This window comes from Paenibacillus sp. MAH-35 (assembly GCF_058135425.1).
In genome coordinates this window covers 193,355-215,934 of sequence record NZ_JBYUPU010000009.1, presented here as the reverse complement: position 1 = coordinate 215,934, position 22,580 = coordinate 193,355, and the positions used below count along the sequence as shown (strand labels likewise).

Annotated in this window: 21 protein-coding genes and 1 pseudogene; 11 read left to right on the top strand and 11 right to left on the bottom strand. The window is 58.3% G+C overall.

The genetic code is table 11. From position 1 onward, the window contains the following. Positions 1–22 precede the first annotated feature (22 nt). The gene (locus AC3Y2E_RS12560; protein ID WP_379210653.1) at positions 23–1,045 is read left to right on the top strand and encodes an ABC transporter permease subunit; all 1,023 of its coding nucleotides are present in this window, start codon (positions 23–25) and stop codon (positions 1,043–1,045) included. Continuing rightward, positions 1,018–2,283 carry a hypothetical protein gene (locus tag AC3Y2E_RS12555; RefSeq protein WP_379210651.1) on the top strand — a complete coding sequence of 422 codons (1,266 nt, stop codon included), beginning with the start codon at positions 1,018–1,020 and terminating at the stop codon, positions 2,281–2,283. Before AC3Y2E_RS12560 ends, AC3Y2E_RS12555 begins: the two co-directional genes overlap by 28 nt. A 305-nt stretch (positions 2,284–2,588) precedes the next feature. Here the strand turns inward: AC3Y2E_RS12555 and AC3Y2E_RS12550 are convergent, their stop codons facing one another. The 3 genes from AC3Y2E_RS12550 to pyk all read right to left on the bottom strand — a co-directional run bounded on the left by AC3Y2E_RS12550 (position 2,589) and on the right by pyk (position 5,236). Next, positions 2,589–3,008: a MarR family winged helix-turn-helix transcriptional regulator gene (locus AC3Y2E_RS12550; RefSeq protein WP_379210649.1), complete on the bottom strand. Its 420-nt coding sequence runs from the start codon at positions 3,006–3,008 to the stop codon at positions 2,589–2,591. Between the two features lie 63 nt (positions 3,009–3,071). Then, positions 3,072–3,581 carry an NUDIX domain-containing protein gene (locus AC3Y2E_RS12545; RefSeq protein ID WP_332070805.1) on the bottom strand — a complete coding sequence of 170 codons (510 nt, stop codon included), beginning with the start codon at positions 3,579–3,581 and terminating at the stop codon, positions 3,072–3,074. A 227-nt stretch (positions 3,582–3,808) separates the two neighbouring features. Then, positions 3,809–5,236 (bottom strand): pyruvate kinase, encoded by a 1,428-nt coding sequence (gene pyk, locus AC3Y2E_RS12540; protein ID WP_379210646.1) that lies wholly within the window; start codon positions 5,234–5,236, stop codon positions 3,809–3,811. A 137-nt stretch (positions 5,237–5,373) separates the two neighbouring features. On the opposite strand from pyk, the gene AC3Y2E_RS12535 reads away from it, so the two are divergent. Then, positions 5,374–6,174: a helix-turn-helix domain-containing protein gene (locus AC3Y2E_RS12535; protein WP_379210644.1), complete on the top strand. Its 801-nt coding sequence runs from the start codon at positions 5,374–5,376 to the stop codon at positions 6,172–6,174. 766 nt (positions 6,175–6,940) lie between these two features. Here the strand turns inward: AC3Y2E_RS12535 and AC3Y2E_RS12530 are convergent. The 4 genes and pseudogenes from AC3Y2E_RS12530 to AC3Y2E_RS12515 form a co-directional block, all read right to left on the bottom strand. Beyond that, a complete protein-coding gene (locus tag AC3Y2E_RS12530) occupies positions 6,941–7,564 on the bottom strand; it encodes an MBL fold metallo-hydrolase (protein WP_379210642.1) in 624 nt (207 codons plus the stop codon). 21 nt (positions 7,565–7,585) lie between these two features. Further along, the gene (locus tag AC3Y2E_RS12525) at positions 7,586–8,152 is read right to left on the bottom strand and encodes a thioredoxin family protein (RefSeq protein WP_379210640.1); all 567 of its coding nucleotides are present in this window, start codon (positions 8,150–8,152) and stop codon (positions 7,586–7,588) included. Between the two features lie 742 nt (positions 8,153–8,894). After that, a pseudogene (uptA, locus tag AC3Y2E_RS12520) lies at positions 8,895–9,491 on the bottom strand (undecaprenyl phosphate transporter UptA); the annotation flags it as partial. Between the two features lie 199 nt (positions 9,492–9,690). Next, positions 9,691–10,581 carry a LysR family transcriptional regulator gene (locus AC3Y2E_RS12515; RefSeq protein WP_379210638.1) on the bottom strand — a complete coding sequence of 297 codons (891 nt, stop codon included), beginning with the start codon at positions 10,579–10,581 and terminating at the stop codon, positions 9,691–9,693. Positions 10,582–10,740: 159 nt separating this feature from the next. Between AC3Y2E_RS12515 and AC3Y2E_RS12510 the strand changes: the two genes are divergently transcribed. The 5 genes from AC3Y2E_RS12510 (at position 10,741) to AC3Y2E_RS12490 (ending at position 13,331) form a co-directional block, all read left to right on the top strand. Continuing rightward, complete coding sequence (locus AC3Y2E_RS12510; RefSeq protein ID WP_379210636.1) at positions 10,741–11,208, top strand: HPP family protein; 468 nt, start codon at positions 10,741–10,743, stop codon at positions 11,206–11,208. Positions 11,209–11,450: 242 nt separating this feature from the next. Next, positions 11,451–11,840, top strand: coding sequence for a cupredoxin domain-containing protein (locus AC3Y2E_RS12505; protein WP_379210768.1), 390 nt, complete (start codon positions 11,451–11,453; stop codon positions 11,838–11,840). 89 nt (positions 11,841–11,929) lie between these two features. Further along, positions 11,930–12,241, top strand: a complete 312-nt coding sequence (locus tag AC3Y2E_RS12500; protein WP_190929989.1) for a dehydrogenase — start codon at positions 11,930–11,932, stop codon at positions 12,239–12,241. Positions 12,242–12,679: 438 nt separating this feature from the next. Further along, on the top strand, positions 12,680–12,838 hold the full coding sequence (locus AC3Y2E_RS12495; protein ID WP_190929925.1) for an anti-repressor SinI family protein: 159 nt from the start codon (positions 12,680–12,682) through the stop codon (positions 12,836–12,838). Positions 12,839–13,001: 163 nt separating this feature from the next. After that, positions 13,002–13,331, top strand: coding sequence for a helix-turn-helix domain-containing protein (locus tag AC3Y2E_RS12490; RefSeq protein ID WP_379210633.1), 330 nt, complete (start codon positions 13,002–13,004; stop codon positions 13,329–13,331). Between the two features lie 422 nt (positions 13,332–13,753). Here the strand turns inward: AC3Y2E_RS12490 and AC3Y2E_RS12485 are convergent, their stop codons facing one another. Genes AC3Y2E_RS12485 through AC3Y2E_RS12470 form a run of 4 tightly spaced genes read right to left on the bottom strand, consistent with a single transcriptional unit; the run spans position 13,754 to position 19,719 of the window. Next, positions 13,754–15,997, bottom strand: coding sequence for a hypothetical protein (locus AC3Y2E_RS12485; RefSeq protein ID WP_379210631.1), 2,244 nt, complete (start codon positions 15,995–15,997; stop codon positions 13,754–13,756). A 36-nt stretch (positions 15,998–16,033) separates the two neighbouring features. Then, positions 16,034–16,915 (bottom strand): response regulator transcription factor, encoded by an 882-nt coding sequence (locus tag AC3Y2E_RS12480; protein ID WP_379210629.1) that lies wholly within the window; start codon positions 16,913–16,915, stop codon positions 16,034–16,036. A gap of 33 nt (positions 16,916–16,948) precedes the next feature. After that, positions 16,949–18,433, bottom strand: a complete 1,485-nt coding sequence (locus tag AC3Y2E_RS12475) for a glycosyltransferase family 2 protein (protein ID WP_379210627.1) — start codon at positions 18,431–18,433, stop codon at positions 16,949–16,951. After that, positions 18,430–19,719 (bottom strand): HEAT repeat domain-containing protein, encoded by a 1,290-nt coding sequence (locus AC3Y2E_RS12470; protein WP_379210624.1) that lies wholly within the window; start codon positions 19,717–19,719, stop codon positions 18,430–18,432. Before AC3Y2E_RS12470 ends, AC3Y2E_RS12475 begins: the two co-directional genes overlap by 4 nt. Before the next feature lie 983 nt (positions 19,720–20,702). On the opposite strand from AC3Y2E_RS12470, the gene AC3Y2E_RS12465 reads away from it, so the two are divergent. From AC3Y2E_RS12465 to AC3Y2E_RS12455, 3 genes are read left to right on the top strand one after another with little or no spacing between them, the layout of a single operon-like run. Then, positions 20,703–21,623, top strand: coding sequence for a decaprenyl-phosphate phosphoribosyltransferase (locus AC3Y2E_RS12465; RefSeq protein WP_379210622.1), 921 nt, complete (start codon positions 20,703–20,705; stop codon positions 21,621–21,623). A 30-nt stretch (positions 21,624–21,653) separates the two neighbouring features. Beyond that, positions 21,654–22,013: an SMR family transporter gene (locus AC3Y2E_RS12460; protein WP_379210620.1), complete on the top strand. Its 360-nt coding sequence runs from the start codon at positions 21,654–21,656 to the stop codon at positions 22,011–22,013. A gap of 45 nt (positions 22,014–22,058) precedes the next feature. Next, complete coding sequence (locus tag AC3Y2E_RS12455; RefSeq protein WP_379210618.1) at positions 22,059–22,562, top strand: divergent PAP2 family protein; 504 nt, start codon at positions 22,059–22,061, stop codon at positions 22,560–22,562. Positions 22,563–22,580: the final 18 nt, after the last annotated feature.

Here is a 22,580-nt window from a genome sequence, read left to right as displayed (position 1 = left end):
CTGAGGATGTGAGGTGGGAGATATGCTGTTCGGGTACGAGCTAAAAAAACTGGCGCTATCCCCTGTAATCGTTGGATTCGTGGCCCTGTGCATTGTCTTTAACGCTGCGATTGCAATAGCCGGTTACAACGATTTGGACTCGGATGACGAGACGGAAGCTGTCAATATCTTCGAAAATTTTCAGACCCGCGAAATCGCCGAGGCCTATATTCGCAAGTACGGCATCACAGACGCAAACGCCGAGAATATCCGCAGCAAATATGACAAACTGCAACCTGTGGTAGATGAGAAATCTGCAAATGGCGATGCCCTGTCCACTTATTTCGGCAAGCAAACACATCACCGCCACAGCTTACTGTTCGGGACCCTGTTTATGGCGATCATTGCGGAAAGCTGTCTGCTTGCATTGTTCGCTGCGCTCCTATCTGTCACTTATGAACAGATGCGAGGCACCGAACCGATTATCTGCGCTACAAAAGTCGGACGGCGGGTCCTCATCGCCAAGCTGTGTGCCTCGCTGACGGTAGCTGCAGCCTTGACCGTCGTAATCATCGGCGTGAGTTTGCTTGTGTTTTTTCTCAGATTTGACTTTTCGAGCGTGTGGAAAGACAACGTGTCCAGTATGTTTAACTACGCTGTGAATGAGTACGGCAAGCCTTTCATCACCTGGCGCAGCTTCACGGTTGCGGGATATCTGCAGGCGACGATCGGCGTAAGTTTGGGACTTGCGGTTTGCTTTTGCCTGTTGGGATATGCGGTCGGTGTATGGGTTCGCAGCGGGTATGGAGCCTTTATCGCGGCCGCGTCGGTGGTAGGAGTCACGTTTCTTGCCAAGCCGCTGCTTCCCATCGGTTCGGTTTTCAGGGGCATTTGGAACCTTACTCCCGTATGGTTATGGAAAAATAGCGCCATGTGGTTTACCGACGGCGGAGCGGATATAGTATGGGCGAACTTTGAGATCGCAGGACTTTTGGTTTCCCTTGCTGTGCTTTCCGTCGCCGCATTCATGGCATCCAAATGGTTCAAAAGGAGGGAACTGCACTGAGAATATTTGCTTATGAGCTCAAAAAGCTATGGAATTGGCGCGTCCTCACACTGATCGCCGCGCTCGCTGTGCTGGTGTGGTTCGCGTTTCTGAGTGAAGCCTTGCGCTCGTATGATAGCTTGACCACACATGGCATTTACGGTTCCTACCAGAAAGAGATGTTTGAACGTTACGGCGGCACGCTGGAGCCGGAAGAACTTGCCGACTACGATATCCCCGGCAAAAAGGCAGCTATTTTTTCTGAAATGGATGCCATAATCGCAAACGAAGCCATTTTCGCCGAAAATAAGATCCGCAATTACGCGGAATTTCAAGCTTTTGCCGACGCCGATTACGCCGGCAGCATGAACGAGGCGGAATGGAAAAGCTTCTCTGAAAAAGTTTCTCAAATGCGGAGCAAGCTGTCTCTTAGCAGCGATACGCAAACCCTTGATGAATGGTACGACTCTCCGCTGATGAGGCTGCAAACGCTCGCAGCGCTCGAACGCACCTATGTCGATTATGAATCCTCTCTCCGCAGCTATATCGACCGTGATTCCCGCCCGGTGGTCGTCCGCGCCGCAGAACAAATCCTGCATATGCGTAACGCCAATCTGATTAGTTATGACCTGTGCAGAACGTTTTCGCTTTATGCTGCTGTTGCGGGTGTGTTTAGCGCGGTTGCGGTCATCCTTTTCGTCGCTCCCCTGCTGACAACCGACCGCATGCACAAAATAAACCTGATCCAGTATTCGTCAGCGATCGGCCGCAGAATTTTGGGGATTCAATTGGCCGCAACTGCCGTAAGCGCATTCGTGTTATCCATTCTTTTGATTGTCGCGGCATATGCGCCTTTCCTTCTGTCGGGCGCAGGAGATTACTGGAACGTGCCGATCCTGTCATTCACGGGTTTCGATATGCTGCTTTACAACATAACGTTCGGGCAGTATGCGTTCATACTCGCAGGAATGATACTGGCACTCAGTGTCGGCGCGGGATGTTTCGCGTTTATCCTTGCTCGATTCAGCACGAACATGGTGACGATGCTGATTAAGACGGTTCCGGCCGGTGTTGCGGTTGCGGGAATAGCCGTACTTTCAGTAAATATGGCCTTATCGTATAATAACGTCGTTTTCAGCGCCATCTTCCGCGGCCGATGGGATGCGCCCGAGATCCTCGTATGCGCTTTTGTTGCGGTTGTCGGAATGTTTGCGGCCGCAGTTGTCGCCATGCGGGAAAAGCGTGTGGACGTCCCTTAGCAACGATTACGATATTAAGAAAATTGATTCATTCGTCAGCCGGATAAGGGTAAAATAAGGACCTTGAGGATTGCCTCCCTCAAGGTCACATTATTGCTAATCACGTTGCATGCGCTACTTGAAACATCACGATGCCCGATGCACGATGCATGAGCACGATGAATACCCCCGCCGCCACTCTCTCAGCGATCCGGTCATGGAGCCTGCGTCTGAAGCGGCAACAAAAAAACGCCGACGCAGCCGCAGCCGTCAGGCGTTCTCCAGTTCTTGCCCCTGCCTACTCCCGATACCGGGCCGGGCGGCGGTTAATCCTCCACCCGCAAGTTGCTCCGAATCCGCTTCATCACCCGGTCGAACGCCGCATAATCTTCGGCGCTCACATCTTGAAGCGCCTGCTGCTCCAGCTGCCGGGACTGACTTTTCCACTCGTCGACCATACGGACGGACTGCTCCGTCAGCTCCACCCGGCGCTCGCGGCGGTCGCGCCCTGGAACGCGGCGAATCCATCCCGCCTTCTCCATACGCGACAACGTCCGCGTCATCGTCGGCGGCTCCACCGCAAGCTGCTCGGTCAGCTCGACCTGCGTGCACGGGCCGCGCTCCGACAGCAGCAGCACGACCGGCCACTGGGAGCTGTACATACCGGTGGCAGTAAACATTTCGTTCAGCCTGCGGGCGTATACCCTCGCGGTAAAGTTCAGTTTATATCCGAGTCTTTCTTTCACTTGGCTCCCGCTCCTGTCCTGTAGAGTTCCACCGGCATGAGGCAGCCGCCGCCAGCATGCTCGTCACGGGCGGGAAACCGCCGCTGGCGTATCCGGACCGGTTACGATCGTCCATACCGCCTTCTCCCGGTCAGGCAGCCACTCGACTCTGGCGTTCATAAATCCGCGTTGGCCCCGTATATGCTTCAAGAAGTCCCGGTGGTAGCCGGGCACGTTCTCATTGTCCCCAATGCCTTCCAGCTCAATCCAGTGCGACGTCTGCTTGTCCGGCTCGTTCGTCGAGAGCGTTCCTTTCACTTCGCGCGCGGTAAGCAGGAAGCACACCGAATGATACGAGCTGCCATAATGGATAAACGTAACGACACCCGCCGGTTCCAGTCCGGATACTTCCAGACCCGTCTCCTCCAGCATCTCGCGGGCGCACGCCTGCTCGATCGTCTCCGTCAGCTCCACATGGCCTCCGGGCGGGATAAACATCTGATAAGTCTTATACGCCGGATTCAGCTTGCGAATCATTGCGATTTTGCCATCGCGGACTGCGATGCACGACACTTGTACGCGGACCGAAGACATGAAAGCGAACCTCCATTTGCCGATAGATCAATAGCTTCTTCGTTCTTCGACATTAAATATTCTACGTCCGCGGTCCAAACACCTTTTAGAGGTTGTCCAAAAAGTCCACTTTTGATCACGAAGCCGATAGGAAGCCTGCTCGACATCGAATATGGAATTCAGCCGGACCTTCCGGTGCTCACAAAAGCTTTCACTACGCTCCGCTCCTCATTTCCTAGCCCGACCGGTCAAGCTTCCTGCGGAACTTCGACGATCTTCATCAAATTCGTCGCACCACTCCGCCCGACGGGAACTCCCGCGGACACGATCACCGTATCGCCGGACGACAGCACGCCCGCCATAACGCCGCAACGCAGCGCCGAATCGACCATCTCATCCGTCGTAAGCGCCGGCTTGCCCTGAACGGGAACGACTCCCCAGACGAGGCAAAGCCCGCCCAGCACGCTTGCATTCGTCGTCACGGCAACGATCGGCACCTTCGGCCGGTACTTGGATACCATACGCGCCGTAAATCCGGTTTCCGTCGGCGTCACAATCGCCTTCGGCTCGAGGTCGAGCGAAGCGCCGACAACCGACTGGCTGATCACTTCCGTTACGTTCGTCGGATGCAGCGTAATTTTATGCTCGAACGATTCCCGGTACGGCAAAATCGTCTCCGTCTTCTCCACGATCGCCGCCATCGTAGCGACCGATTCGACCGGATATTTGCCGGCCGCGCTCTCCCCGGACAGCATGACGGCGTCGGTTCCGTCCAGCACCGCATTGGAGACGTCGCTCGCTTCGGCGCGCGTAGGACGGGGATTCGTCTGCATCGACTCGAGCATATGCGTCGCCGTAATAACCGGCTTGCCGGCTGCGTTGCACGCCCGGATCATCTTTTTCTGGACGAGCGGGACGTTCTCTACCGGGATTTCGACGCCCAGATCGCCCCGCGCAACCATGATCCCGTCGGAGGCAGCCAAAATTTCGTCCAAATTGTCAACGCCTTCCTCGTTCTCAATCTTCGAGATGATCCGGATATGCCCGGCTCCGTGTCCCTCGAGAATCTCGCGGATCTGCACGATATCCGCACCCCTGCGGACGAACGAGGCGGCGATAATATCTACGCCCTGCTCCACGCCAAAGGCGATGTGCAGCACGTCCCGCTCAGTGACGCCCGGAAGCGAAGTGCGGATGCCCGGCAAATTGACTCCTTTGCGCGGCTTCAGACGTCCCCCGTTCACGACCCGGCAGACGACCTCCGTGCCTTCGATCCGCTCGACTTCCAGCTCGATCAGACCGTCGTCGATCAAGATTTTCGCCCCAGGCGCCACGTCCTGCGGCAGCTCGCGATACGATACCGGAATCCGCAAAGCGTCGCCGGTTACCGGCTCGGTCGTCAAGACGAGCCGTCCGTTCTCGCTAAGGTCGTAGTACGGCTCGGCGAGCATGCCGATCCGGACCTCCGGTCCTTTAATGTCCATCAGAATCGCCACATACGTGCCCGTCTCTTCCGCCGCCTGGCGCACCCGCGCGATACGCGCCGCGTGATCTTCCAAACTGCCGTGAGCCATATTCAACCGGGCGACGTTCATGCCGGCATGGATCATTTGCTTCAATATTTCGACTGAATCGCAGGACGGTCCCATCGTACATACAATTTTCGTTTTGCGCATCGGTTCGGTTCTCCTTCTGTCTTCCCCTGGATTAATAAGCTTTGTGTCTCATTGTAAGCCAATCTTTCGAATCGAGGCTATGAATTATAGTACGCTATATGTAAAATAGTCTTATATCAACTATCAGGAGAGACATCATGCTTCCGATCGTATCCGTCCGCCAAGATAAAGGAACCCGCTGGTTTGCGGAACATGACAGCTCGTCGCCGGCGTTATCGCTCGTCCTCGTCAGCTACGGCTCGTGCGTATACTGGATCGAAGGGCAGAAGGTCGTGCTGGATAAAAGCGACATGCTGCTGATTTCGGACCGGGCTTCCTTTTACGGCAAAAGTATCCCAACGCTTGCTCATGAGAAATACGTGATCGCCTTCCGGCTGTCCGAAGCCGCGACCGGTTCGTCGGTCAGTCAATTGCCGATTCTGAACGGTTACCCTTATGTCAAATGGAAAACTGGCCTGTACGATCTGATGATCGACCGGTTCAAGGCCGTCTTCGAGCAAACGGCCGAGTCGCTGCCGTACGGGAATCTGATGGGACAGGCGCTTCTGCTTGAGGCGCTCGTCCATGCCAACCGGGAGTTGGACCGGCACAGGCTGCCGGACGACAAGCAGCGTCTCGCCGAAACGATGCGAAGCTATATCCAGCTTCATCATCGCAGGCAGGTAACCAAGGAGCATCTCGGACAAGCGATCGGCAAAAGCCCGAACTACGCCGCGACTCTGTACAAATCCGTCACCGGCCAGACGATCGGCGAATCCGTTCACGCCGCGCGGATCAAGACCGCGCAATACATGCTCCGGCACTCGCTGCTTACGGCAGGTGAAATTGCGGCATATGTCGGCTACTCGGACGCTTCGTACTTTTATCGAGTGTTCAAAAGGCAAACCGGCCGGACCCCTGCCGAGCTGATGGCCGAAAGAGACGGTTCCACGTTCTGAGTCCGGTACGGTTCGCTATCGAGAGAGAGCGGGTTGTTGCGGGGAAGTTAGAAGAGCAGCTTTTAAACCAAGGCTTTCTGCGATGAATGACCCTATCGCTTTGTTGCGAGCAGATCGGATTTAGAGGTGTGACGGCAAACGGCAACTTCGTCCCGAATCGTCTTGCAGATTCGCAACAGGCGACACCATCCGGCTTCCACTGCAGCCTGAGGAGCTTCTTCCGGAAGTTTTACTTCCGTTATTTGTTGGTCGCGGCAGTAAACAGGCGCATAGCGGAAGAATATGTTCCGTTATTTCCTGTTTAATCGCCTCTGCCGCCCTAATAATCTAAAATAAAGGAAACCAAACTTCCGTTATATCGTTACAATCACGCAGCTTGGGCGAATAACGGAAGTGAGACTTCCGCTCACCGGACGGTTCCCCTTATTTCCGGCTCATTTGTGATTGAATCGCTACTCGAGCTTTGGAAAGGAGATTCCGAGCCGCGGCATCCTCTCTTCCGTCCCGGCTGCACCTCGCCGCCTCCACTATCGCAAGTATGCAAAAAAAGGAGCTGCTCCAAAGTCATTTGCGATTTATTGAAGCCACTTCAAGCCGATTTGGCTCGAGAAAAAAAGACCTCGGCCTCCACTTCACAGTGGAATCTGAGGTCTTTTCGTTTGGAAAAGGGGTCGTTCCCGGTCATGCGAGCACGTTAGGGACCGCCCTTCTTTTCCCCACTTATCGATGGGACCAGCTAAGCTAAACTAAGCAGCACATGGTTCGATCAAACATACGGGTTGTTCTGCTTCTCGTACCCGATCGTCGTCGTCGGGCCGTGGCCCGGGTACACCTTGACCTCGTCAGGCAGGTCGAACAGCGTGCCGTGAATCGACTCCAATAGCTCCCGCTGGCTGCCTCCGGGCAAGTCGGTACGCCCGACCGACAGCCGGAACAAGACGTCGCCGCAGAACAGCTTATCCCCATACAGCAAGCTGATGCTCCCCGGCGAATGACCGGGCGTGTGGAACACTCGAAACTTCTCCCCGAGCAGCGTCAGCGTCTGCCCTTCACCCAGCGCATATTCCGCCGGTTCGGTCTGGATGTGCACGCCGAGCTCCGGCCATCGCGCCGAGCCGTTTTTTTTCGGATCGGTCAGCCAGTCGGCTTCTGCGTCATGCAGGTAGACCGGGCAGTTTTTCAACTTGCGCAGCTCGTCGACGCCGCCAATATGGTCAAAATGCGCATGCGTCAGCACGATCGCTTCGATCTCCATAGGCTCGATCCGCTTCAGCAACGATTTCGGATTCATGCCGGGATCGATGACGAATCCTTTCGTCCGCTCGGCGTTTGACACCAGGTAAGCGTTCGTCTGTACGGGACCGAGTTGGAATGCTTCTATATGTAGCATGAATGTCCAGTTCCTCCGGAATTAAAAAGTAGACAGCAGATCCCGCAGCTCGCGCACGATCGTCTGGTGGTAGCCGGCGCCTTCGCCGTACTGCGCCATCATCTCGGTGCGGGCCACCTTGATCTTGTCTTCATAGTCCGGCGCATCACGGTCCGGGTTCTCCTGCTTGAACTTCGTCATGACCGCCTGCACATGCTGCGGACGCGGCCCCCACTGGCCCAGCACGAAGCCGCCCGTATCGGCGAAAATAACGATCGGAATCGCGCGGCCGCCCATCGTCAAATACTGATCCATCGTTTCCGGATGCTCTTCCATAATAAGCACTTCCACCGGAATGCCCGAGTTCTCGAGCGCGCGGAACACAACCGGCACGTTGCGGATCACATCGCCGCACCAGTCGGCCGCCAAAATCAGGCAGCGCAAGTCGTCGCGGTTCGATAACGATTCGAAAAAGTCGCGATCGTCGTCCGAGCCCCATTCGAAGCGGTTGTACCAATCCAGAAACTTATCCTGATTTTTCGTCATGCCATCGATAAACGACTGCGGGGCCAGTCCTTTTCCCAGCTTGTCGGCTACATTTTTGCTCATCGCCTATTCCTCCTTCAATAAGGTACCATCCTTATCTTAACAAAAAACGATTCGTTGCACCATGCACCCGATCGGCCGCCCGGATCAGCGGCCGCAGCCGGCCGGCACCGTGACCGCCCGCCTCGCCTAAAGCTTACTTCTCCCGGCCCGCGCGGCCGCTATGGTCTTCGATCCAGGCGGCCGCGATGCGGACCCGTTCCTCGTCAAGCGGATGCTTCGCCCGATAGGAAACGATAAACGGGACGAGCCGCTCCAGCTTCAGCGCCTCGAATGCCGCACTTGTCCCGGACAGCTCCGCTTCCGGATCGGTAAAGCATATAATCCCCACAACGTCGGCCGTCAGCCCGCGCCGCCGCAGCAAATCTTTCAGGACGTATTCGCTCCGGTAAGCGTTCGCGGTCAGATCGCCAGCCGCCGCAGCCGCATCGGCCGCTTCGTGCCCCGGCGCCCGAAACCGAAGTTCGCCGCTCCTGTCATTGAATTCCACATGGAAAATGCCGTTCGGCCCGATAACGATCTGATCGACCGTCTGGGACGAATCGCCGGAACGGACGATCCGCGCACCAAGCGCCCGGTATCCGTCCGGAAGTCCCGCCAGCACGCCGTTCGCTTCAGCGCCGGTGCGGGAATGTGCCGCAATAGCCGGAACACTGGCAGGGGCGGATCTGTCTTCACCGGTTCGACCGCTCCCGGCGAGCTTGCCCGGAACGTCCGCGCCGGTGCTCTCCTTCGCCTTGCGTCTTCTGCGTTTCACGAAAACATAGATCGCATACAGCGCCGTCAAACCGAGCGCTCCCCACATCAGCTCACTCGTATAAGTCGCGGCGGTCTCGTCGATATGGCTCCAGTTCTCCCCCAGCGTCATGCCCAAATAAACGAACAGCATCGACCAAGGGATGACGGCAAGCGTCGTCAGCAGCGTAAACCGGGATAACGGCATACGCGCCATCCCGGCCGGCACCGATATCGCGTGACGCACGACGGGGATAAACCGGGCGGTGAAAATAACGCCGGAGCCGTATTTATTAAACCAGTTCTCCGAAACCTCGATATGGTGCTTGTTGATAAAAATATATTTGCCGAACCGCTCCAGCACAGGCCGGCCGCCGTACAAGCCGATCCAATAGACGAATATTTGCGCCAGAACGCCTCCTACCGTGCCGAACAGCACCGCCAGCCAATAATTGATTTGCCCCGCCGATACGAGATAACCGCCGAAGGCGAGGACGATCTCGCTCGGTATAATTTCGATCATCAGTCCGAACATGATGCCCCAATACCCGAGATCGGTCAGCCAAGCCATAACCGAATCGATCACTCCATGAATCCACGCGCTCATACTTACCCTACTTTCCCCAAAAATGTGCGGGATACACTTCCCGCTTCCAATCGTTCCCATCCAATCCGCCATCCCATTGTCCGTACAAGCCGAAAGGGTCTTGTCTATCTTATTCGGGCGCTGCGGCGATCATTCCGCATACGGACGGACGTGTATAAGACATTGAGGCTCGCCTGCCGGATAACAGGGGCCGCCCCGCCTACACTTTCCCGAAAAACTCCAGCAAAGACTGCCGCAGCCGCCTGGCCGCCGCATTCGGCTCCCGTCCGCTGCGCTCGATCAGCCCGTGGGTCAGAACGACCGGTTCGGCTGGCAGCACGCGAAGCACACCGGTACGGACCTCCTCCAGCACGCCGATCTCGGGAAGCAGGGCGACGCCAAGCCCGCAGCTCACCGTCTGCTTGATCATCTCGAGGCTGGCGAACTCGAGCGCATCTTTGGCCATCAGTCCTTTGGCCGAGAACAGCTCGCCCGCAGCCGTCTGATAGACGCAACGGCTGCCGAAGCCGACGACTCTCGCACCGCTCAATCCTTCCCATCCGGCCGCATCGTACAGATCGCCAAGCTCCGGCGAAGCGACCACGACCAGACGTTCCTCCTGCAGCGGGTAAAAGACGAGATCGGCGCGCCCCGGATGCTGGGAGACGATGCCCAGGTCGGCGCGGTGATGCGCCACGCTGTCGACGACGTCGCGGAAAAAGCCGGTCTCCAGCTGGAGCCGGATGTTCGGATACGTTGCGAAGAAGCTGCCGAAAAAAAGCGGAAGCCGCGTGACGCAAAACGATTCCAGCGCGCGCAGACAGACGGTGCCCCGGGGTTCCTCCAGACGGTTCATCGCTTCCGCGAGCGAAGCGCCGAGCTGCACGAACTGGCTCGCGAACTTGGCCATCTCCTCCCCGGCTTCGGTCGGCTCGACCCCGCGCGCCAGCCGGTTGAACAGCTTCTTGCCGCTTGCCTGCTCGAGCTGCCGGATATGCGCCGTAACCGTCGACTGTACATAGCCGAGCTTCTCCGCAGCCCGGCTGAAGCTGCGTTCCTGCACGACCGTCACGAACGTTTTGAAGAACCGTCCTTCGAGCATTTCGATCATCGCAGTCCTCCCCTCCCGCTCTCCTGACTATCACCCATTTCAAATACAAATCGCTCGCATCGCAATCATTCGTAACTCGAATCGATATTCCTATGGTATCATCGGCATTACCGATCTGCAACCGCAATCTGGAGATCAACCGCTAAGGAGGAACATCATATGAACCGCACCCGGCAAATGCTGTCCCGTACCGTCCCGGGCTTAGGCGGATTTCTGGCCATCTGGCTCGTCATTTCCTTCGGCGACGCGACCGGCCTCACCTTGGTCACGGCTCCGTTCGGAGCTACTTGCGTTCTCGCGTTTGCGCTGCCCGCAAGCCCCCTCGCCCAGCCCCGTAACATCGTCGGCGGCCATATGCTCAGCACCCTGATCGGTCTAGTCCTGCTGCACACCGCGGGAGCTCATCCCTGGAGCATCGCTCTGGCCGTAGGCTGCGCCATCATCGCCATGCAGTTGACCGGGACGCTCCATCCTCCGGCAGGAGCCGACCCGCTCGTCGTGATGCTTTCCGGCTCGGGCTGGTCGTTTCTATGGAGTCCGATCCTGATCGGTTCGATATTGATCGTACTGCTCGCCTGGGCCGTTCACCGGCTGTCGGGAGTGACCTACCCGAAGCAATGGCGGTGACCGGCCGCCGTCCGGGCCTGCATTCCGTTTCCTGCAGTCATGCGGATACAAGCTCCCACATACGCTAGTAGTGGAGATTGACAAGCATGCGGATCTTTAAGGGGGGAATGCAGTTGAATTACGATTCGAATAAACGAGGCAAACCGGTCAACTTCCTCATACCGGACAAACCGAAGCGCCGGGCCTCCGCCAATCTGTACGTGCTGCGGAGGAAACATCTGCTGCTGGCGGCCGGCGTGCTCGTGCTGTTGTCGGCTTTCATCCTGTACGCGAGTCAAAGGGAAAGCGAACCGGTAGCAGGCGCGGCAGCGGTGGAACGTACGATTCATCTGGTAACCGGGGAATTCAAATCGACGACTCCTGACGGCAAAGAAATCGAAGCGTACCGCTGGGACCCGGGCACCGTGGTCGTGCACAAGGGCGATAAAGTCAAGCTGAGCATTTACGGAGTGAACGGAGCCAGCCATCCTTTTATCATCGAAGGACTCGGCATTAAAGGTGAAGTGAAAAAAGGCGAGGAAACCGTCGTCACATTCAAAGCCGACAAAGAAGGCACTTACCGGATCATCTGCCTCACCCATCCCGATATCGCGCATAACGGGCCGATGATCGGTTACATTATCGTCGATTGAGCGGGTTCATCCGGACGCTGCCGCGGCAGTAGCCCATTCGCCCTTCCCTGCATAGGTTAGTAGCAGAGAGGAGCGGATGGATCGGCATGATGAACCAAAAAAATGAAAAACATGACCAGAATTTGCCGAACTTGCGTAAAATACGCCGGGCCTGCAACAAAGAGTTATACCGTACCATCAAACGGCTGAAAATATGGGTTCCCCCGGCCAAGCTCGCGGAAGCGGAAGAGCTTTATTTAAAAAAAGTGGTGCTGAACCTGTCCTTCATAGCGGAAAACGGCAGCAACCGCAAATTGCTGTCCGACTGGTGGGACGAAAATGTGTGCCCGGACATCGCCAAGCTTTGGGACGTCGAGCCGGCGGAGCTCGCCCGCGCCTTCCGGGATGCGTTCGGCGGCTGAGACGGCTTCCCGGCCGCGCAGACTGCCGCAATATGTCCGATCGACCTGTCCGATCGACCGTCCGCCGGTTCGCGTCTTGCAGCGAAAAAGCCGCGCCGGGAGCTGCGCACCGTACGAACGGCAGACGAACGGCAGCAAACAGCATGTTCTGGGTCCGGCTCATGGGAAACCGTGTCCCCCGTACCCCGCGCCTGAACCTCCAACCCCGCCCCCTGAGCGGGATCGGAGGTTTTTTGGCATAGCAGTCCCGGTCTCGCCTCGACCCTGGATTTCAGGTCCGCCTAACCTCCCGTTTACCCGGTGCTTCTATACCAATTTATGTCGATTCATGGCGCCACCCCCCGTAAAACGGCGAACGTTCGCGAACTGTTATGAAACGACGTCACTTGCATACAAGCGACAACCGACCAATCCATAGGATACAGGAGGGAGTGCGGCATGCAAGGCTTTCGCCAACTAGAGCAACACGAGCACGACACCAGGCTGGACCCGAACTGGATTCATTTAATGATCGCGGCAAAAGAAATCGGCATATCCATAGAAGAAGTACGTCAATTTCTTCAAGAGTGTACGCCCGGAGGAGACGAGCCTGACTAAGGCCGGCTTTTCCGGGTTTATTTGTGGCAACGCTTACAGGCGGTCTGCAAATGTTCTTTTCCAACCGATCTCGTCCGTTTTGCACATGCAACCAGACGTGGTTTTTGGTATGATGGTACTTGACAACAGCGGCGATTGGCACGCGAAAAAAGGGGATAGTCGCATGATAGGCAAACGCGTGAAAGAACTTCGTCTGGAGAAAGGGCTCACCATCAGCGAACTGGCCGAGAAAGCAGGCGTGGCGAAGTCGTATCTGAGCTCGATCGAGCGGGACATTCAGTCCAATCCCTCCATTCAATTTCTCGAGAAAATATGCGCCGTTTTGAACGTGCCGGTTGAAACGTTTTTGCACGACAAGCAGAGTTCGGCGGACGGATTGGACCCCGAATGGATGGAGCTCGTCCGCGAAGCGATGGCGTCGGGCATCAGCAAGGAACAGTTTCTGGAATTCCTCGAGTACAACAAGTGGCGCAACAAAAAGCAGAGCTTGTGAACGGCTGAACGAACCGTACGGCTGCACACACAAAGAAAGCCGCTCTATTCGAAACATTTCCGGGTGAGGGCGCCCGCGGGTCAGCGGCTGCTCATCACGCAAAGTGTCATTTTGCTTTAGCGCTCTCGCTAAGTCGGATATTCTTCCAGGGCAGGTCATGCAAGTCCTCCGCATGAGCGGGATGAGGCGGCGCCGGTACAGGCAGCCGCTTTTTTGTTTGTCCCTGCTCCCCGTCCACGACTAAGCCGATGCGGCAAAAAAAGAAGCAGCAGCTCTCCGTCTTGTCCAGACGAAAGAAACTGCCGCTCCACTAAGCGAACCTGATCTGCGATACAACGACTGCCCTTCTACCGTTTGTTAGTAAGGAGTCCCGGCAATGAACCGCACTTATTCGGATCATGGCGCTTTGCCCCGGCCTTGGGCTAGCGCCCGTCTTGGGCCGGGACGTTCCCGCCCATTTCTCCGAACGCCTGCTTCATCATGCCGTAGCTCGCTTTGAGCCTTTCGACGTAGCCGACCTCCTCCCACGCGTTCCAGCTGTAGACCGGCAGACGCGATACGGGAAACATTCCGCCCGAAGAAGTATCCTCCAGTCCGACGGCTTCTCCTGTCGCCTTATCCGCAATCCAGGGCACAAGCCGGATGCCTTTCGTATCGGTCGAAGCGAATTTGCCGTCCTTGTCGGCATAACTCATCACCTGCAGCGAGCTCGGATCGGTGAAGCCGAGCAGCATCCACGGAATGCGCAGCTCCACCGTATTGCCTTTGGCTTCCCACATGACCAGCGAGTCGGCCGAAGGCAGATCCGGGTTGTTCGTGCCGCGCTTCAGCTGCCCTACCGGGACTTCCTCGAACGGATGGTACTTGCGCGTATCCGGCGGGATCAGCTCCAGGCTGACGGAAAGCTTCCACGGGGCAAAAACACCCGAATCGTCCTGCGAAACTTCCGGCCCGACCTCGAACATGCCGTACTTTTTCCCGTACAGACGGGTGTGGAAATCGTAGTTGGCGGCCAGCCTCACTTCGCTCTCCTCCGCCGCGCCCAAAGAGATAAGCGCTTCGAGCCCTTCGTCGAGCTGGCGCCCGGCCAGCTCCTTGCCGTGCTTATTGCCCCCTGCTATCGTATCGACTCCCATATACAGCGTCCGCTGCTGCGGGTCGAACGGCTGGTCGAGCTTGGCGAGCAGGTACACGTAAGCTTCGTCGTGGGTCATCCACAGCTCCTTGTAGCCGGGCGCTCCTGCATTCAGCTTCTGCTTGTCGCCGCTCTTCAGCTTCTCCCAATCTTTGTCGTCTCCGTCAATGATAAGCGGGCCGTCCTTGCTGGAGAACATGCCGAGCAGCCCGAACTTTTGCTCGTTCGTCAGCACGTTCGTCCACAGCTTGCGGCGGCTTGCCGGCAGCTCGTAATCCATCGTGTTCCACGTCCGCTTGAACCATTCGTCCTGCCAGCTGAACACGATCGCTCCGGCCATCCCTTCATCGAAAATATCTTTCATCAGCGAAGCGTTGATCCGGCCCTGCTCCGTTTCGTTATGCCCGCCCTGGTCGCGTCCGAGCGTGCCGACATGGGCGATGCCCAGCGAGGAAGGCACTCCGAATTCGGTAATCATAACCGGCATGTCCGGAAAATGGGCTTTCAACTGACGAAGGTACGAACGGTACGTATTCGGATTGCCGGACTCGTCCGGAATGTCCCGGAGCGTTTCATCGAACCGGAAAAAGTCCGGATAATACGGATAAGCGTGAAACGAAGCGAAATAGCCGGCCGCCCAATCGACTGGTCCCACATGGTTCGCGTCGATTCCGACCAAATCTTCTTCGATAAGCACTTCCCCGGGATGGGTAAGCGGATCGGTCGTCACCCAGTTGGTGAACGTCAGCGGATGCTGCCAGCCGTATTGCGCCTCCCGTACGGCCAAGCCGTCCAGCATAACGGCCAGCCAGTTCTCAAACGGACTCGCTCCCGGCTTGGCCGATACGCGGTCCCCGACAAACGGCTCCGTCCATTTCTCCGCATGTTTGTCGTTCGTATCCCGGACCGCGATCGGGTCCCATTCGGTACCGATATGCCAAGCCATTAAGTAAGGGCTCGCATTGACCCGGTACACGCCGCTCGCTTTGCCGAACTTCTCGGGAATGTCGGCATTGCCGTACACGACATTAACCGCCTCGACGATCTCGCTCTGAAACTGGTCGTAAATGTCCGGATCGAACGCATCCCGTTTCTCGGCCAAATCTTCCTCCGGCGCCCATACTCCTTGGATGAAATAAAGCGGATGATCGCGATGTTCTTCGTTGTATTCGACCAGCGCCTCATAAAATTGCGGCTTCAGGATCGTGTATACGCGGATCACGTTCGAGCCGAGATCGGCGATCTGCGCGAACCATTTCCGGTACGTCTCTTTGGAGATCGGCAAGTCGCCCGGATCGTGCCCGGGCATAGCGGCGCCGACGTTCACCCCTTTAACGAAAAAGGGCGACCACTGGCCGTCCTTATACTGCTCCAGCGAATCGCCGTTCGTCCGGAACTTCATTCGCGAGCCGTCGGCATGCTCTACGCTCTCGACCTGCTTAACCGGCCAGTAATGCCAGACGGCGAGCGCCACGACAATCGGCAGTATCCATTTGGGCAGCCGGTACAGCCAGCCCTTGTTCGCATTCATCGACGGAAAGCCCCCCTTCCTGATTTCCTGACTGTGTTACCCGAGCAGCCGCCGGATTCGCGCCTCCAGCTCGATCGGCGAGAACGGCTTGCGCACGTAATCGGCTACTCCCATGTCGAAGCAGGCTTGAACGTCCATATCGAACCCTTTGCCTGTCAGCACCATCACTTTCGACCGGCGGGTTCCGTCTCCCGTCCGCCGGATGCGCCGGATCAGCTCATAACCGTCCATGCCGGGCAAGGAAAGCTCGGTGAGCACCAGATCCGGCTGCTTGTCCTCGACGAGCCGGAGCCCGTTCACACCGTCGGCCGCGACATGAACGTCGTAGCCTTGCAGCTCGAGGCGCAGCCGGACCAGATCGGCCAGTTCTTCGTTATGATCGACTACGACGATCGAGCTGTCCGTATCCGGTTCGGACGGTTTGACATACAGCTCGATGTCGGCCTCCTCGCCCTTCGTCCGGGCCGGCCTGATGTCCAGCATCGCTGCAATCTCCGACAACGCTTCGGCCGCCGGATCGGCGCTTTCCGGAAAGCTGGTGACGACAAGCGCGGCGACTTCCGGCGACAGCTGCTCCAGTACCGGCTTGATCGCCATCGCCGAATAATGAGCGGAAGCCAGCAGCGCCCCGGGCAGCCAGACCGCAAGCAAGCCGTCAGCCGCAGAGTAGTCGACGATCGGCGCCACCCCTTCGGTCAGAGGGTCCATCGATGCCGCCAGCGCCTCCGCTCTCTCGCCGGTGAGCCGGCCGATTCTCGCCGCGATCAGCCCGCAGGCTTCGCTTTCGGATCTTTGCAGCTCGTGCAGCCGCTCCAGCCATTGTCCGGGAAAGGCCAGTCCTACAACTTGCCCGGCGGGGGCCGGCAGCCCCTGCCCTTTCTCCGTCCATGTTCGTAATGCCGCAGGTGGTGTATTCATTGTATATGTCCTCCTTATTTATCGTATCGTTCGTTATACGGCAGGTGCTTTCGCCGTCTGCGATTGCTTGCCCGACTTCGCGGATGCCGCCGCCGGAGAGGCGGCCGAGCTGTCCGCTCCCTCCTGCCAGCTTGTCCGCACCATATTGCCCCATGCATCGGATTTGCGTACGTATTCCCATTGTCCGGCGAGCTTCCATAACGCCTGCAGCTGATCGTAGCCGACCGCCATGAGCAGCGAGCAAACGATCGTCTTGGCCAAATCTTTGCCGGCCGGCGAACGCCGGAACGCCATCTCGTCGATCAGCAGCGCGCCGCATGTAAAGACGAGACCGACCAGCGCGTTTACCGCAATAAACATAGCCAGTATCGGCCAGTTCGTCATATCGAACAAGCAGTAGCCGACCAAGGCCAGGAAACCGGTCAGCCGCAAGTAAGGGCCGAGCGTTTCATAGATGATCGTGTAGGGCAGCGACAAGAAACCGATCGTTTTGTATTTCGGAATAAACAGCATGGAACGGAACGCGGCCAAATTCCACAAGCTTCCGCGCATCCACCGCCTCCGCTGGCTGGCCAGCACCTCGAGCGTATCGGGAGCTTGCGTCCAGCATACCGCGTCGGGGCAAAAAACGATCGAATAAGGCAATCCCAAATCGAGCATCCGTTTGTGAAGCTTGAGCACGACGTTCATATCCTCGCCGGGGCATCCCGGCTCGTAGCCGCCGACCTCGATCAGCCGGTCTTTGCGGAACAGGCCGAACGCGCCGGAAATGATCGTCAGCCCGTTCAGCGCGCTCCAGCCGATCCGGCCTCCCAAAAACGATCTCGCGTATTCGACCGACTGGATCGCCGGCAGCCATCGTCTCGGCATTCTCGACTTGCGGACCATCCCGTGCTCGATCGTGCTGCCGTTGGCGATTCGTACGTTGCCGCCGACCGCGATATGCTCCTCGGGATTTTCCATATAGGTGCGGACGAGCCGAAGCAGCGCATCTTTCTCCAGCATCGAATCCGCATCTACGGTCGCAATGAGCGGATAGCGGGATACGTTAATCCCCGCATTAAGCGCGTCCGCCTTGCCCCCGTTGTCTTTGTCGATGACGACGAGCCGCGGATGGAGCGGGCTGCGATACGCCTGCCGGATCGTCCGGGAGCGCAGCGTACGCCGGTAGCCGCTCACCGAGCTGGGCTGCAAGCCGAACGCTTCGATCAGCACCTGGAGCGTCCCGTCCTTCGAGCCGTCGTTGACGACGATGACCTCATAGCCGGGGTAATCGAGCGACAACAGCGATCTGACGCTCTCCAGTACGGTTAATTCTTCATTATAGGCGGGAACGAGCACGGACACGGGCGGCGTGTAAGCCGAATGTCCCAGCTCCCGGAACCGGGAGTACGCCGCGCTCTGGATCGTGGCGAGCACGGTCCTCCGGGAAAGCAGCATGATTATGAAGTAAAGCAGGCATGAGCCTATAATCAGAGCGGAAGCGAATAATCCGTATCCGAGCAAAAGCGATCTCATCGAATTCTCCTTTCTGCCGGCCGGCTGCCTGTAGCCGTTGCTGCCGGCGCGGGAGCCGGTCCGCCGGAAGAAGCGGCGGCTAGCGAGACGGACGCGCCTGCGGCGAATGCCGGCTGCTGTGCCTCGGAAGGGTACCCTCCGGCGGTCATCGCAGCGGCCATCCGCTTCCACCGGACCGCCAGCTGCAGCGACTCGCTGTCCGTCCAAGGGGACGAGGCCCGGTTCAGCGCTTCATGGATCGCGTCATACGCCGCCTTGCGTGTCTCGGGGCTTTCGTCGGGGGCGCCGGCCGTCTCGCAGAGCACCCGGAAACCTGTGTCCCCGAGCTGCGTCAGCGCGACCGCTCCATGGTGGCGCACCCACCATTGCCCGTCGCGCAGCGAACGGCGGAGCCTTACGGCGTTCGCCGGATTGCCGAGCTCGCCGGCCGCCTTGGCCGCTGCCGCGCGAATCTCCCAATCGTCGTGCCGCAGGAAGGCGTCAAGCCTCCCGTTCGGCAGCAGATGGGGATACGCGAGCAGCAGCTTGGCCGCTTTGACGCGCACTTCCTTGCGCGAGTCATCTGCGAGCCGCGCCAGCGCCGCGGGAGCGGCGAGCCGGCCGCCGCCGGCGAGACCGGCGAGCGCCAGCAGGATGAGCGGCTCGTCGTCCGACTGCAGCAGCTCCGCGTACAGCGGCTGCGGATCAAGCGGCGACGAGGCGAGAATGTCTGCGGCGAGCTCGCGGGAGCCGGGAGCCCGCGCCGCCAGCAGCTCCGCGAGCTGCCGCAAGTCGTCGGCAGAGCGCGTGCATTTGGCGGCGGCGCGGGCGATGACGAAGCCGGCGGGGCCGGGCGGCTCTAGCGCGAGCAGCGTCAGCAGCTCCGGCGCCGCTTCGCGGGCCCGCATGGCGCCGAGCCGGTGGGCGGCGTCGATGCGCACCCACGGCAGCCGGCTGCGGAGCCGGCCGCGCTCGAGGCCGACCAGGCCGAGCGTGAGGCACAGCTCGGCGAGCCGGTCGCGGTGCCGCCCTTCGATCCCTTCCATCCATTCCTCTAACTTCCGGCCGATCACCCGAAGCTCGAGCGGCTCGAGGGAACCGGCAGGCGGGCGAAGCGCCTCCTCGCCGTCCAGATTTGCGCCTACGTAATTGAAATATTCGCGGTGTTTCTCCCTATAAGCGGTGCTTAACTTCCCGCGCCGCCGGTTTCGCAACCGTAAGCCGTAAAGGGCGGCGAATCCGACTGCGGTCAGTCCGCACAGTGCGTACACGAACGGTAAAACTGCTGATACAGCATTCAGTGGCATCCCAGCAACACTCCTTCTCCATCACCTTCCGTCGGCTTAAGGTTTATTTGTTTGTAGGGTTATTCGTTCTTTATTGAGAACGACGATACTAGTATACCTAAATTATCGTTCGATAAAAAATTCGAAAATCGCGTTATTGTTTCATATAGTGAACATTTTCGCTAGTATCTCATCGTTTCCTTCGTTATTCTAACGTTTTTCGTTCTTTATAATGAAATACATGTTCGTTATAATGAATGACGAAAGAAAGGGAGCCCCGGGAAGAGCAGCGCGATCCGACTCTCTTTCGTTGTTGGAGAGCTGCTGGGCATTTGGGGATCGGGCCGGGGAGGCGGATGAGTGGAAATTGCTCGCGGCCGGCTACGACGTTTCTGGACAACCCAGTGTCCGGGAGCACAGCCGGTGCTTCCGAGTAACTTCGGCGTTCCCGGGACATTCGGTGCTTTCGAACAACTCGATGTTTCTAGGCACATCGGCGTTTCCGAGTACATTCGGCGTCCCCGAGCTGGATAAGAGCTTCTAGCAACTCTTATTTCCGCGAAATCGACGCTTTTCAGCTAAATAAGAGCTGCTCTCATCTCTTATCGTGGTGCGGAGTGTGCGGGTTGGGCGGCTCATGCTGAGACATGGGTTACTTTATTCATTGATGCTCGTATCGCTCAGCGGGCGCTCCACGCCGTACCCGTATCTGCGCTCTGCCTGCTGTGCTGCACACAAGCCAAGCCGACGCGCTGCGCTGCCGAACTGCCGTGTCCGGCGTCGCGCCTCCCGCTCCTTCTGCCCGGTCCCCGTGCCAAATGATCGCCAAGCGCCCCCTGGACTCCGGGCCATACGGCTAACCAGCGTCAGGCGCGACGCTTCACCGCTAACTAAGCTGCACGACCGCTGCACCCCGGGAGCTGCGCCTTGCCGTACCGCGCCGCGCCCGGCAGCGCCGGAGAACCTGCACGATACGTCATCACCAGCAAAGGAGAACGAAAAACATGGCCCCTTTCAACGCTAACGCCAAATGGGAGGAAGAAAAGCCGACACCGGCCTTCAACCCGGCTGTCGCTTATATCCGCCAGCTGCGTCCGCGCCAGTGGACGAAAAATCTGCTCGTCTTCGCCGCGCTCATCTTTTCCGTGAAAAGCGCCTCCGTCGCCATGCTCGGTCAAGCCGTCGTAGCGTTCGTCCTCTTCTGTCTCGTCTCGAGCTGCGTCTACATCATGAACGATTACACCGACCGCGAGTCCGACCGGCTGCATCCGGAGAAACGTCACCGCCCGATGGCTTCCGGGGCGATCAACCCTCATGCCGCGCTGTTTTTCGGCTGCGTGCTGCTTATTGCCTGCATCGGGACGGCTTTCGCTCTGGGAGTCAGCTTCGGTTTTACGGTTATCGTGTACTTTGCGGTCAATGTGCTGTACTCGGTTAAGCTGAAACACGTCGTCATCTTCGACCTGCTGCTCATCGCTTCCGGTTTCGTGCTGCGGGCGATCGGCGGCGGCCTGGCGATCGGCGTGCCGCTTACCCCGTGGTTTCTCGTCTGTACGCTGCTGCTTGCTTTATTTTTGGCGATCGGCAAACGGAAGCACGAGCTCAACCTGTTGAAGACGAACGGAGCCGCCCACCGCAAAGTGCTCGCTTATTACTCTCAAGACCTGCTGAACCAGCTCGTCGGCATCGTTACGACGGCCACTTTGATCAGCTATGCCTTATTTACGTTTACATCCGGGCACACGATCCATCTGATGTGGACGATCGTATTCGTCCTGTACGGCATATTCCGTTATTTGTACTTAATCCATATGGAAGGCAAAGGGGGACGTCCGGAGAAGGTGCTGCTCGAGGACAAGCCGATTCTGCTGACCGTCGTGCTGTACGCGTTCTCGGTCGCGTTTATCCTGGTGTATATGGAATAACCAATCGGCTCGCTAAAAGGGGGGAGAAAGATGAACGTAGCCGTACTGATCACGTCCGTTCTGCTAGGTGCGCTCGGGCAGGTGTTTCTGAAATGGGGCGTCTCCCCGGCGGGCGATCCTGCAGGCGGGACCGGGGCTGTGCCGGGATTGCTGCGGGCTTTGTCGTCATGGCCGTTGTGGGCCGGGCTTGCCGCATACGGATTCAGCCTTCTGCTGTGGCTCTTCGCCTTGAAGAAGTTTCCGCTCAGCACCGCTTATCCGATGGTCAGCCTCGGCTATATCGTCGTGATGGCGGCGGGAGCGATATTTTTTCAGGAGACGGTATCGGTCCAAAAATGGGTCGGCGTCGGGCTCATCTCGTGCGGCGTCCTGTTTATCGCCCGTTCATAACGGGACAAGCCCACTCGAGACAGACATCACGGAAAAAAGGAGGCGTTGCCCCTGAACGCTTACGGCAACGAATGGTTATTCGCTATAACGCCGGTCGCCGCCTGGGTGGCATCCGGCTGCATCAAATACGCGGTCAACCGGCTCCGATACGGAGCCGAAGCCCGGAGCCATATCGGCAACGGCGGCTTTCCGAGCACGCATACGGCGGTGATCTCCTCGGCGGCTGTACTCGCCGGCTTCGAAGCGGGGTTCGGCTCGCCCATGTTCGGACTAGCGGTAGCCGTGACGATGATCGTCGTCATCGACGCTACCGGAGTCCGGCGCGCCGTCGGAGAAGCCGCCGTCCGGATCAACGCATTATCCGCGGCCGGCCGGCACCGGCCGCACTCCGTTGCCGCCGATGAAACCGGCACCGGCCTGGGCCATAGCCTTGGCGGCGAGCGGTCCAACCGGCCGCTCCGGGAGAAACAGGGCCATACGCGCACCGAAGTACTGGGCGGCTTGGCGGTAGGTACGCTGGTAGCCTGGTGCATATCGCTATGGATGTAGAGCTGTCCGCCTACACCT

What these genes read in the sequence shown, in the direction of transcription:
- AC3Y2E_RS12560 (WP_379210653.1), top strand. Translation starts at nt 23, where the DNA reads ATGCTGTTCGGGTACGAGCTAAAAAAACTGGCGCTATCCCCTGTAATC.
- AC3Y2E_RS12555 (WP_379210651.1), top strand. Translation starts at nt 1,018, where the DNA reads ATGGTTCAAAAGGAGGGAACTGCACTGAGAATATTTGCTTATGAGCTC.
- AC3Y2E_RS12545 (WP_332070805.1), bottom strand. Translation starts at nt 3,581, where the DNA reads ATGTCTTCGGTCCGCGTACAAGTGTCGTGCATCGCAGTCCGCGATGGC.
- pyk (WP_379210646.1), bottom strand. Translation starts at nt 5,236, where the DNA reads ATGCGCAAAACGAAAATTGTATGTACGATGGGACCGTCCTGCGATTCA.
- AC3Y2E_RS12535 (WP_379210644.1), top strand. Translation starts at nt 5,374, where the DNA reads ATGCTTCCGATCGTATCCGTCCGCCAAGATAAAGGAACCCGCTGGTTT.
- AC3Y2E_RS12530 (WP_379210642.1), bottom strand. Translation starts at nt 7,564, where the DNA reads ATGCTACATATAGAAGCATTCCAACTCGGTCCCGTACAGACGAACGCT.
- AC3Y2E_RS12525 (WP_379210640.1), bottom strand. Translation starts at nt 8,152, where the DNA reads ATGAGCAAAAATGTAGCCGACAAGCTGGGAAAAGGACTGGCCCCGCAG.
- AC3Y2E_RS12515 (WP_379210638.1), bottom strand. Translation starts at nt 10,581, where the DNA reads ATGATCGAAATGCTCGAAGGACGGTTCTTCAAAACGTTCGTGACGGTC.
- AC3Y2E_RS12510 (WP_379210636.1), top strand. Translation starts at nt 10,741, where the DNA reads ATGAACCGCACCCGGCAAATGCTGTCCCGTACCGTCCCGGGCTTAGGC.
- AC3Y2E_RS12500 (WP_190929989.1), top strand. Translation starts at nt 11,930, where the DNA reads ATGAACCAAAAAAATGAAAAACATGACCAGAATTTGCCGAACTTGCGT.
- AC3Y2E_RS12495 (WP_190929925.1), top strand. Translation starts at nt 12,680, where the DNA reads ATGCAAGGCTTTCGCCAACTAGAGCAACACGAGCACGACACCAGGCTG.
- AC3Y2E_RS12490 (WP_379210633.1), top strand. Translation starts at nt 13,002, where the DNA reads ATGATAGGCAAACGCGTGAAAGAACTTCGTCTGGAGAAAGGGCTCACC.
- AC3Y2E_RS12485 (WP_379210631.1), bottom strand. Translation starts at nt 15,997, where the DNA reads ATGAATGCGAACAAGGGCTGGCTGTACCGGCTGCCCAAATGGATACTG.
- AC3Y2E_RS12480 (WP_379210629.1), bottom strand. Translation starts at nt 16,915, where the DNA reads ATGAATACACCACCTGCGGCATTACGAACATGGACGGAGAAAGGGCAG.
- AC3Y2E_RS12475 (WP_379210627.1), bottom strand. Translation starts at nt 18,433, where the DNA reads ATGAGATCGCTTTTGCTCGGATACGGATTATTCGCTTCCGCTCTGATT.
- AC3Y2E_RS12470 (WP_379210624.1), bottom strand. Translation starts at nt 19,719, where the DNA reads ATGCCACTGAATGCTGTATCAGCAGTTTTACCGTTCGTGTACGCACTG.
- AC3Y2E_RS12465 (WP_379210622.1), top strand. Translation starts at nt 20,703, where the DNA reads ATGGCCCCTTTCAACGCTAACGCCAAATGGGAGGAAGAAAAGCCGACA.
- AC3Y2E_RS12460 (WP_379210620.1), top strand. Translation starts at nt 21,654, where the DNA reads ATGAACGTAGCCGTACTGATCACGTCCGTTCTGCTAGGTGCGCTCGGG.